Source organism: Kitasatospora sp. NPDC088779 (genome assembly GCF_040685395.1).
In the GTDB taxonomy this organism is placed as follows: domain Bacteria; phylum Actinomycetota; class Actinomycetes; order Streptomycetales; family Streptomycetaceae; genus Kitasatospora.
On sequence record NZ_JBFBHW010000101.1, the window covers coordinates 1 to 7,558 of the forward strand.

Consider the following 7,558-nt stretch of genomic DNA (forward strand, 5'->3'; position numbering starts at 1 on the left):
GCCCGCGCGCCCCCCCCCCCCCGCCCCTCCCTGCACGCCCCCCAGCCCGACTTCCTGCGCGACACCCACCCAGCAGCGAGCCAAATATGACGACCGGTCTACCTAGTTGGGCTCGCGGCAAGCATGAGCACCCCCGCTCGCGCACAGGAAGTCGATCTGGCCGACTTCCTGTGCAGCAGCCCAAGCCAGGACTGGTGGGCGCAGAATATGAAGACCGGTCTACATAGCTACGCGCCCGGCGAGCGCGGCCTCTACCTCCGGTCCGCACAGGAAGTCGGCCTGATCGACTTCCTGTGTGGAATCCACCGTGGGCAGCGCAGGATATGACGGTCGGTCTACATATTCGTCTCGCGGCGGGCGTGAACCCCCTCCCCTGCTGCGCGCAGGAAGTCGGCCTGGCCGACTTCCTGCGCAGCACCCCAGGTGGGCTGGGGCTAGGAATATGACGGTCGGTCTACATAATTCCCTGAGGCGGAAACGGCGCCGGGCATGGGGAGTCTCGGGCGGGGGGCTAGTCGGCGAAGCGGGCTGACAGGTGGGGGAGGAGGGTGGGGAGGTCTTCGTCCTCCCAGGGTTCGCCGGTCGGGGGGCCGGCGGTGATGCCGTTGTCGGGGAGGTCGTTGCCGGTGAGTTGGCGGTATGCATGGGTGGCCGCGTAGGCGAGGTCTTCGGCCTCCAGTTCCTCCTGGTCGGGGGTGAGGAGTTCGGCGAGGCTGTCCGGGTCGGCGAGGGCCTGTTCGAAGAGGGTGCGGCCGGCGCCTATCAGCCAGTCGCGGAAGTAGTCGAAGCCGTCGTCGCTGCATCCGTCGTTGATGAGGTAGCCCGCGCCCCAGAGCAGCCAGGTGCAGGAGCGGGCCTTCTGCTGCGCGTAGTGCCGGTCGAAGTCGGCGATCTGGTCGGGCGTCAGGCCGGCGAGGTGTTCGGTGAGCGCGTCGGCGTGCTCGCTCTCGTCGGCGGCTTCGGCGCGGGTGTCGTCGATGATCTGCCAGAAGGTGTCGAGGTCCATGCCCGTCACCCTGACAGCTGGGGCTGACAGGCAGGACGGCAGAACGGCTTCAACGGGGCGTCTGGGTGCGGAAGCTGTGGCCGAGCTCGGGGCCGAGTCCGTAGTAGTGGCGGAAGTTGTAGATCAGCGGGCTCCACCGGGCCGGGTCGACGTGCTGGGAGCCGGGGACGACGATGCCCGGATCGGCGTGGACCTTGAGCACGTGGGCTTCGACGATGAGGAACCCGCCGGAGGCGTCGGGCTGGATCCGGGCGGCACGGGCCTCCAGTTGCAGGGGGCATTCGGCGACCCGGGGCGGCCGGACGAGTTCGGAGGGCTCGGCCCGCAGGCCTGCGGCCGCGAACTTGTCCCGCTCGAACCGGAAGGTGTCCTGCTTGTTCGCGGGTACGGGGGTGCGCCCGGTGAGCGGCGCGAGTCGTTCGACCGCCGGCCACTGGGTCGGCTCGGGCAGGTTGATCACCAGCTCGGGTCGGCTGCGGAGGTTGTGCGCGGTCTGCGCCTCGGCCCCCATGCCGAGGACGATCACCTGGCCAAGGGCCCAGGCCGAGGACATCGGCGCGAGGTTGGGGGTGCCGTCCCCGTTCTCCGTTGAGAGCAGGACGACGGGCGTGCCGAAGTAGAGGATGCTCGGCGCGATGGCCACGTGGTCCGCGCTCACCGAGCCATCGGTGAGCGCGTCAGTGAGCGCGTCAGTGCGTGTGCTGTCAGGCGTCATGGTGTTCACGGGAATCGACGGTAAGTCGGGGATTCTTCGGCGCGGACCGAAGGATCGTCGGCAGCCGGGGCGCCGCGCGAGGGGCCGCGATGCGGCCAGGTGGCCGACATCCGGCGGACGCAGCCAGTTCGGGTACGGATGGCGGGCCGGGCCAACCCATGTCAAGTTACTCAAAGTGTTCACAAAAACACTTCGTGTTATCAAAATTCTGTGGCGTGGGGCCCTGTGGTGATCACGCCCGACTGGAACGGAGACGGTATGGCAGGGATCAGACGCGGCCGGTCGCGCGGCAGGCTCGCCGCGGCGATCGGGCTGGCGGTCATCGGCATGACGGCGGGTTGGGGAGGCGGTTCGGCGCAGGCCTTCCCGGCGCACGCCTTCCCGGCACGAGGTGCGACGTCCGTCAGCCCTGCCGTCGCCTCGCCGGGGGACGACGCCGACAGGAAGTCCCCGGACGGCGCAGACCGCGCGAACGGCGCGGACGGGAAGTCAGGGACCCGGGCGCTGACCTGTCCGCCGACGCCGCTGTGGGTGAACACCGGCGGTGGCGGTGACCAGCTGTACTCGTACAGCCCGACCGGTACGCAGTTGTCCGACGTGCCGCTGGTGCGGGACTACGGGGACATCGCGTGGAGTGCGGACGGCACGACGCTGTACGGGGTGTCCTGGCAGGAAACCCCGGCGACGCTGTACACGATCAACCCAGCCACCGGCGCGGAGACCAGCTCGGTGGTGATCACCGGTCCGGCCGCGGTCGACGGATTCGACTTCAACGCGTTGAGCGCCCGCCCGGACGGCACCCTGCTGGTCGCGTCGTTCTTCTCGAACCAGATCTGGACGATCAACCCGGCCACCGGGGTGAGCACGCTGTTCCCCGTCGCCTACCCCGCCACGCTCGTCTCCTCGGGCGACTTCGTCACCCTGTCCGACGGCGACATCCTCGGGGTCGCGTTCGATTCGTTCTTCCAGAACCCCACCAGCTACTTCCGCATCCACCCGGACAACACGATCACCGAGATCGGCACCACCCCGAACTCCATCTACGGTCTGGCGCAGTCCGGCGGCAACGTCTACATCTTCCGCGCGAACGGCACCATCGAGGAGCTGAACTCGGTGCCGACCGCCAGCTCGACCGCGACGCTGCCCACCACCGTCATCGCCAACACCGGGCACCGCTTCTACGGCGCCTCCGCCACCCAGGACAGCGGGAACTGCAACCTGCCGGCCGGCACCTCCTACACCGTCGCGAAGTCGGTCTCCCCGACCGGCCCGGTGGACCAGGGCGACACCCTCACCTACACCGAGACCGTCACCAACACCGGCACCAACCCGGCCACCTTCGCGGGTTTCAGTGACGACCTCTCCGCCGTACTGACGGACGGCACGCTGGTGCCGGGCTCCGTCACCGCCAGCTCCGGAACGGCCGCCGTCACCGGGAACACCCTGACCTGGTCGGGCACGCTGACGGCGCCGCCCGCCGCCGGCTCCACCGTGACGGTGACGTACCAGGTCAAGGTCAACAACCCGGACACCGGCAACTTCGCGCTGACCAACAACCTCGCGCCGACCATCGCCGGCGGCACCTGCGCCACCACCGGCGGCTGCACCACCACCGTGCTGGTCAACGTCCCCGCCCCCACGATCACCAAGGCGGCGACCGAGGCCTCGTTCGTCGCGGGGCAGACCATCCACTACACCTACACGGTGACCAACAACGCCCCGGTGGCGCTGACGAACGTCGCGGTCACCGACACCGGCCCCGGCACCCCGACGGTCACCTGCCCGCCCGGCCCGCTCGCGGCCGGCGCCACGGAGAACTGCACCGCCACCTACACCGCGACCGCCGCCGACGCGACGACGGGCACGATCACCGACACGGCGAACCTCACCGCCACCGTCGGCACCCAGACGGTGACCGGGACGAGCAACCAGGTCGTCGTGCCGCTGCGGGCGCTGACCATCACCAAGTCCGCCGTCCAGCCGGACTTCACAGCCCCGGGCGAGACCCTCAACTACACGTACACCGTCACCAACACCGGCCAGATCGCACTGACCAACGTGACGGTGACCGACCTGACGCCCGGCGTCACCGTCTCCGGCTGCGGAACCAACCAGCTCGCGCCCGGCCAGTCCACCACCTGCCAGGCCACGTACGTCACCACCGCCGCCGACGTCGCCGCCCAGAACGTGCCCGACCAGGGCCAGGTCACCGGCACCGACACCGGCGGCCAGACCGTCACCACGACCAGCAACAAGGTCAACACCCCCCTGGTCGCCATCAGCGTGGTGAAGAAGGCCGCCGAGGCGCAGTACACCGCCGCCGGGCAGACCATCCACTACACCTACGCGGTCACCAACACCGGCGCCCAGCCGCTGACCAACATCGGCGTGGTGGACAACGGCCCCGGCACGCCGACCGTCACCTGCCCCACCGGGCCGCTCGCGCCGGGCGCCTCGGAGAACTGCACCGCGACCTACGTCACCACCGACGCCGACGTCGCCGCGGGCAAGGTCGTCGACACCGCCCAGGTCACCGGCACCACCCCCAGTGGCCAGAACATCACCTCCACCAGCAACAAGGTGACCGTGCCCTTCGCCGGGCTGAAGATCGTCAAGGCCGTCCAGGAGACCTCGTTCTCCGCCGCCGGACAGGCCCTGCACTACACCTTCACCGTCACCAACACCGGTGACACGACGATCAGTTCGCTCGCCGTGACGGACTCCGGCCCGGGCACGCCGGCCGTCTCCTGCCCGGTGACCACCCTGGCCCCGGGCGCGTCCACGACCTGCACCGCGACGTACTCCACCGCCGAGTCCGACGTGCAGGCCGGGAAGATCACCGACACCGCGACCGTCACCGGCACCACCCCCGACGGCACCCCGGTGACGGCGACCAGCAACACCGTCACCATCGTCGCCTGCACCCCCTGCGAGGACCAGGACCACGGCGGCTGCGACGGCCACAACTCCGGCGGCCACGGCGGCTGGGGCGACCACCACCCCGGGCCCGGCCAGTGGGACAACCACCCCGACGGCACCGCCCCCGGTGACACGTCGGCCGCCGAACACCCCGCCGGCACCCACCCCGCGCCCGTTCCCCCGCGCGACACCGCCGTGCAGGAACCCGCCCTGATGCTCGCGAGCGCCGGAGCCCCGGTGGCCACGGTCGGCCTCGGCGGCGGCGCGCTGCTGGGCCTCGGCTGGCTCATCGCCGCCTTCGCCTCGGCCCGCCTGCGCCAGGACCGCTCGGGAGAGTGACCACCCTCCACCACCCGGGCCGGCCCCGGCGACGCGCGCAACGCACACGGCACGCACGCCGGGCGTAGCGGCCGGGAGGGCAGAGTGCGCCACCACCGGTGGCGCACTCTGCCTGCTTTCTAGCCGAGGACGGCGTCCACGGCGGCCGTCAGCGCCTCGCGCACCGCCGCGGGGGCGGTGAAGCGGCTCTGGTTCATCGCGCCGTGCCGCAGGATCAGCAGGGTGTCGGCCGCCCGGTCGGGGTCGGGGTGGCCGGCGTCGGCGAGCAGGCCGGTCAGCAGGGCGCGGAACCAGTCCATGTGCTCCTGGATCGCGCGGCTGACCGGGTGGTCGGGGTCGGGGTAGTCGGCGGCGGCGTTGATGAACGGGCAACCGCGGAAGCCGGGTGCGCAGAACTCGTCGGCGATGCCGGTGAACAGGGCCGCCACGGCCTCGCGCGGAGGAAGGTCCGCCACTGTGGCGGCGGCCGCGCGGAAGAGGCGGTCGTGCTCGCGGACATAGGCGAGCACGACGTCGTCCTTGGACGGGAAGTGCCGGTAGAAGGTCGCGTTGGCGACCGCCGACTCGCGGATCAGCTGGTCGATGCCCACCCCGCGCACGCCCTGCGCGTAGAAGAGCCGCATCGCCGCGGCCAGGATGCGAGCGCGCGGTGGCGCGGAATCTCTCGTCGTCATGGCTTGACGCTAGCAGAAGGATCGTTCTACCTTGGAGGAGTAGAGAGAACGCTCTTTCTACTTCTTGGATCGAACGACCGCGCCCCGACCGGCCGCCGATCCGATCCCCAGCCCTCACGCACCAGGAGAGACCCCGCCATGCCCAGCAACCGCACCCCGGTCATGTTCATCCACGGCCTCTGGCTGCACTCCACGAGCTGGCAGGGCTGGGCCGACCGGTTCCGCGACGCCGGCTACGAACCGATCCTCCCCGAATGGCCCGGCGTCCCCGCCACCATCGCCCAGGCCCGCAGGAACCCCGACCCCCAGGGCGGAATCGGCCTCGCCGAGATCTCCGCCCACCACGCCCGGATCATCCGCGACCTCGACACCCCGCCCGTCCTCGTCGGCCACTCCGTCGGCGGCTTCATCGCCCAACACCTCCTCGGCCAGAACCTCGCCCAGGCCGCCGTCGCGATCTGCCCCGGCCAGATCAAGGGCGTCAAGGCCGTCGGCCCCGCCCAGGCCAAGTCCGCCTTCGCCTTCCTGCGCAACCCCGGCAACACCAAGCGCGCCGTCTCACTCAACCCCGAGCAGTTCCGCTACGCGTTCGCCAACGCCGTCTCCCAGCAGGAATCCGACCAGCTCTTCGACGAATGGACCATCCCCAGCCCCGCCCGCCCCCTCTTCCAACTCGCCCTGAGCAACTTCGCCCCACACTCCCCCGCCAAGGTCGACACCCACAACCAGAACCGCGGACCGCTCCTCCTCCTCTCCGGCAAACTCGACCACACCGTGCCCGACATCCTCACCCGCTCCACCCACAAGCAGTACCGCAAGTCCCCCGCCGTCACCGACTACCACCGCTTCGACGACCGCGGCCACTCCCTCACCGTCGACCACGGCTGGACCGAACTCGCCGACCACACCCTCACCTGGCTCAACCAGCACCACATCGGCTGAACGGGCGGCACCGCCCCCGGCGCCACCACGCCGGTGGCGGTCAGGAATCGGCGCCCTCGTTCACGGGCTCCGCCTCAGCCTCGACCTCGGTCTCAGCCTCGGTCTCGAACGGAGCCCGCCCGGTGCCGGGCGGCCAGCGATGGCCGGCCTCATGCAGCTGCTGCAGAGTGATCGGCCGGACAGTTCCAGGTCGTACGTGGTCAGGTCGGGGCCGGCCGGGCGGGATCGGCCGACCGCCTCGCGGTTATGGTGTGGTGGGTCCACGGAGGCCATGGACAGGAGGGCCTCATGACGGTCGGGCATCGGTGGCCGGTGGACGAGACTCCCTGGCCCGAGCAGGCCACGCTGGCCTACGGCGAGCTGGTGGAACTGGCGACGCCGCACCCGCCCCTTCCGGAACTGGGCCGGCTCGGGCCGGAGATCGCGGGCACCCCCGGGGTGATCGTCGCGTGTGTCGTCGAGCAGGACGAGCGCGATGACCACGTCGGACCTCTCTACACGGTGGAGACCGAGGACGGCAGCCCCTGGCGGCTACGGCCGGAGTTCCTGGCCTCCCGAGGAGGACTCCACCCCGGCATGCCTCCGCGCTACCGCAGCGACCTGCCCGAAGGAACCCGCGTCCGGATCCGCACGGAGTCGGACACGCCGGGCGCGACGACGGACGCTGTCGGGGAGGTCACCGGGATCTGGTGGACGACGTCCCTGGAGCCGCCGAAGGGCTACGTCGTGCAGGTCGGCGAGGAATCCCACTGCGTGGCCCCACAGCAGACCGAAGTCCTCTAGTGTGATGCGCCACAAATCATGAGGGTAAGTTGATGCCCTTTTATGGTGTCGCATCCTGGGCCTTCTGCCGTGGTGATCTCGCTGTCTGAGGACGAGCGTGCCGAGTTGCTGCGTCGGGCGGGGTCCTGGGACCGAAGAGCCGCTGAACGGGCCCGGATCATTCTGGCGTGTGCTGACGGT

6 protein-coding genes are annotated in these 7,558 nt (G+C 70.4%); 3 read left to right on the forward strand and 3 right to left on the reverse strand.

The genetic code is table 11. From position 1 onward, the window contains the following. Positions 1-511: 511 nt before the first annotated feature. A complete protein-coding gene (locus AB0P03_RS40370; protein ID WP_363633714.1) occupies positions 512-1,006 on the reverse strand; it encodes a DUF4240 domain-containing protein in 495 nt (164 codons plus the stop codon). 49 nt (positions 1,007-1,055) lie between these two features. Further along, a complete protein-coding gene (locus AB0P03_RS40375; RefSeq protein WP_363633724.1) occupies positions 1,056-1,721 on the reverse strand; it encodes a flavin reductase family protein in 666 nt (221 codons plus the stop codon). A gap of 258 nt (positions 1,722-1,979) precedes the next feature. On the opposite strand from AB0P03_RS40375, the gene AB0P03_RS40380 reads away from it, so the two are divergent. Further along, on the forward strand, positions 1,980-4,979 hold the full coding sequence (locus AB0P03_RS40380; protein ID WP_363633716.1) for a CARDB domain-containing protein: 3,000 nt from the start codon (positions 1,980-1,982) through the stop codon (positions 4,977-4,979). A 119-nt stretch (positions 4,980-5,098) separates the two neighbouring features. On the opposite strand, the gene AB0P03_RS40385 is transcribed toward AB0P03_RS40380, so the two are convergent. Beyond that, positions 5,099-5,653: a TetR/AcrR family transcriptional regulator gene (locus AB0P03_RS40385; protein ID WP_363633718.1), complete on the reverse strand. Its 555-nt coding sequence runs from the start codon at positions 5,651-5,653 to the stop codon at positions 5,099-5,101. A gap of 138 nt (positions 5,654-5,791) precedes the next feature. Here AB0P03_RS40385 and AB0P03_RS40390 point away from each other — a divergent pair, with 138 nt between their 5' ends. Together AB0P03_RS40390 and AB0P03_RS40395 are read left to right on the forward strand one after the other, a co-directional pair. Next, complete coding sequence (locus AB0P03_RS40390) at positions 5,792-6,595, forward strand: alpha/beta hydrolase (RefSeq protein WP_363633720.1); 804 nt, start codon at positions 5,792-5,794, stop codon at positions 6,593-6,595. Between the two features lie 288 nt (positions 6,596-6,883). Beyond that, positions 6,884-7,378 (forward strand): hypothetical protein, encoded by a 495-nt coding sequence (locus AB0P03_RS40395; protein WP_363633722.1) that lies wholly within the window; start codon positions 6,884-6,886, stop codon positions 7,376-7,378. The last annotated feature ends 180 nt before the right edge of the window (positions 7,379-7,558 follow it).

What these genes read in the sequence shown, in the direction of transcription:
- AB0P03_RS40370 (WP_363633714.1), bottom strand. Translation starts at nt 1,006, where the DNA reads ATGGACCTCGACACCTTCTGGCAGATCATCGACGACACCCGCGCCGAA.
- AB0P03_RS40375 (WP_363633724.1), bottom strand. Translation starts at nt 1,721, where the DNA reads ATGACGCCTGACAGCACACGCACTGACGCGCTCACTGACGCGCTCACC.
- AB0P03_RS40380 (WP_363633716.1), top strand. Translation starts at nt 1,980, where the DNA reads ATGGCAGGGATCAGACGCGGCCGGTCGCGCGGCAGGCTCGCCGCGGCG.
- AB0P03_RS40385 (WP_363633718.1), bottom strand. Translation starts at nt 5,653, where the DNA reads ATGACGACGAGAGATTCCGCGCCACCGCGCGCTCGCATCCTGGCCGCG.
- AB0P03_RS40390 (WP_363633720.1), top strand. Translation starts at nt 5,792, where the DNA reads ATGCCCAGCAACCGCACCCCGGTCATGTTCATCCACGGCCTCTGGCTG.
- AB0P03_RS40395 (WP_363633722.1), top strand. Translation starts at nt 6,884, where the DNA reads ATGACGGTCGGGCATCGGTGGCCGGTGGACGAGACTCCCTGGCCCGAG.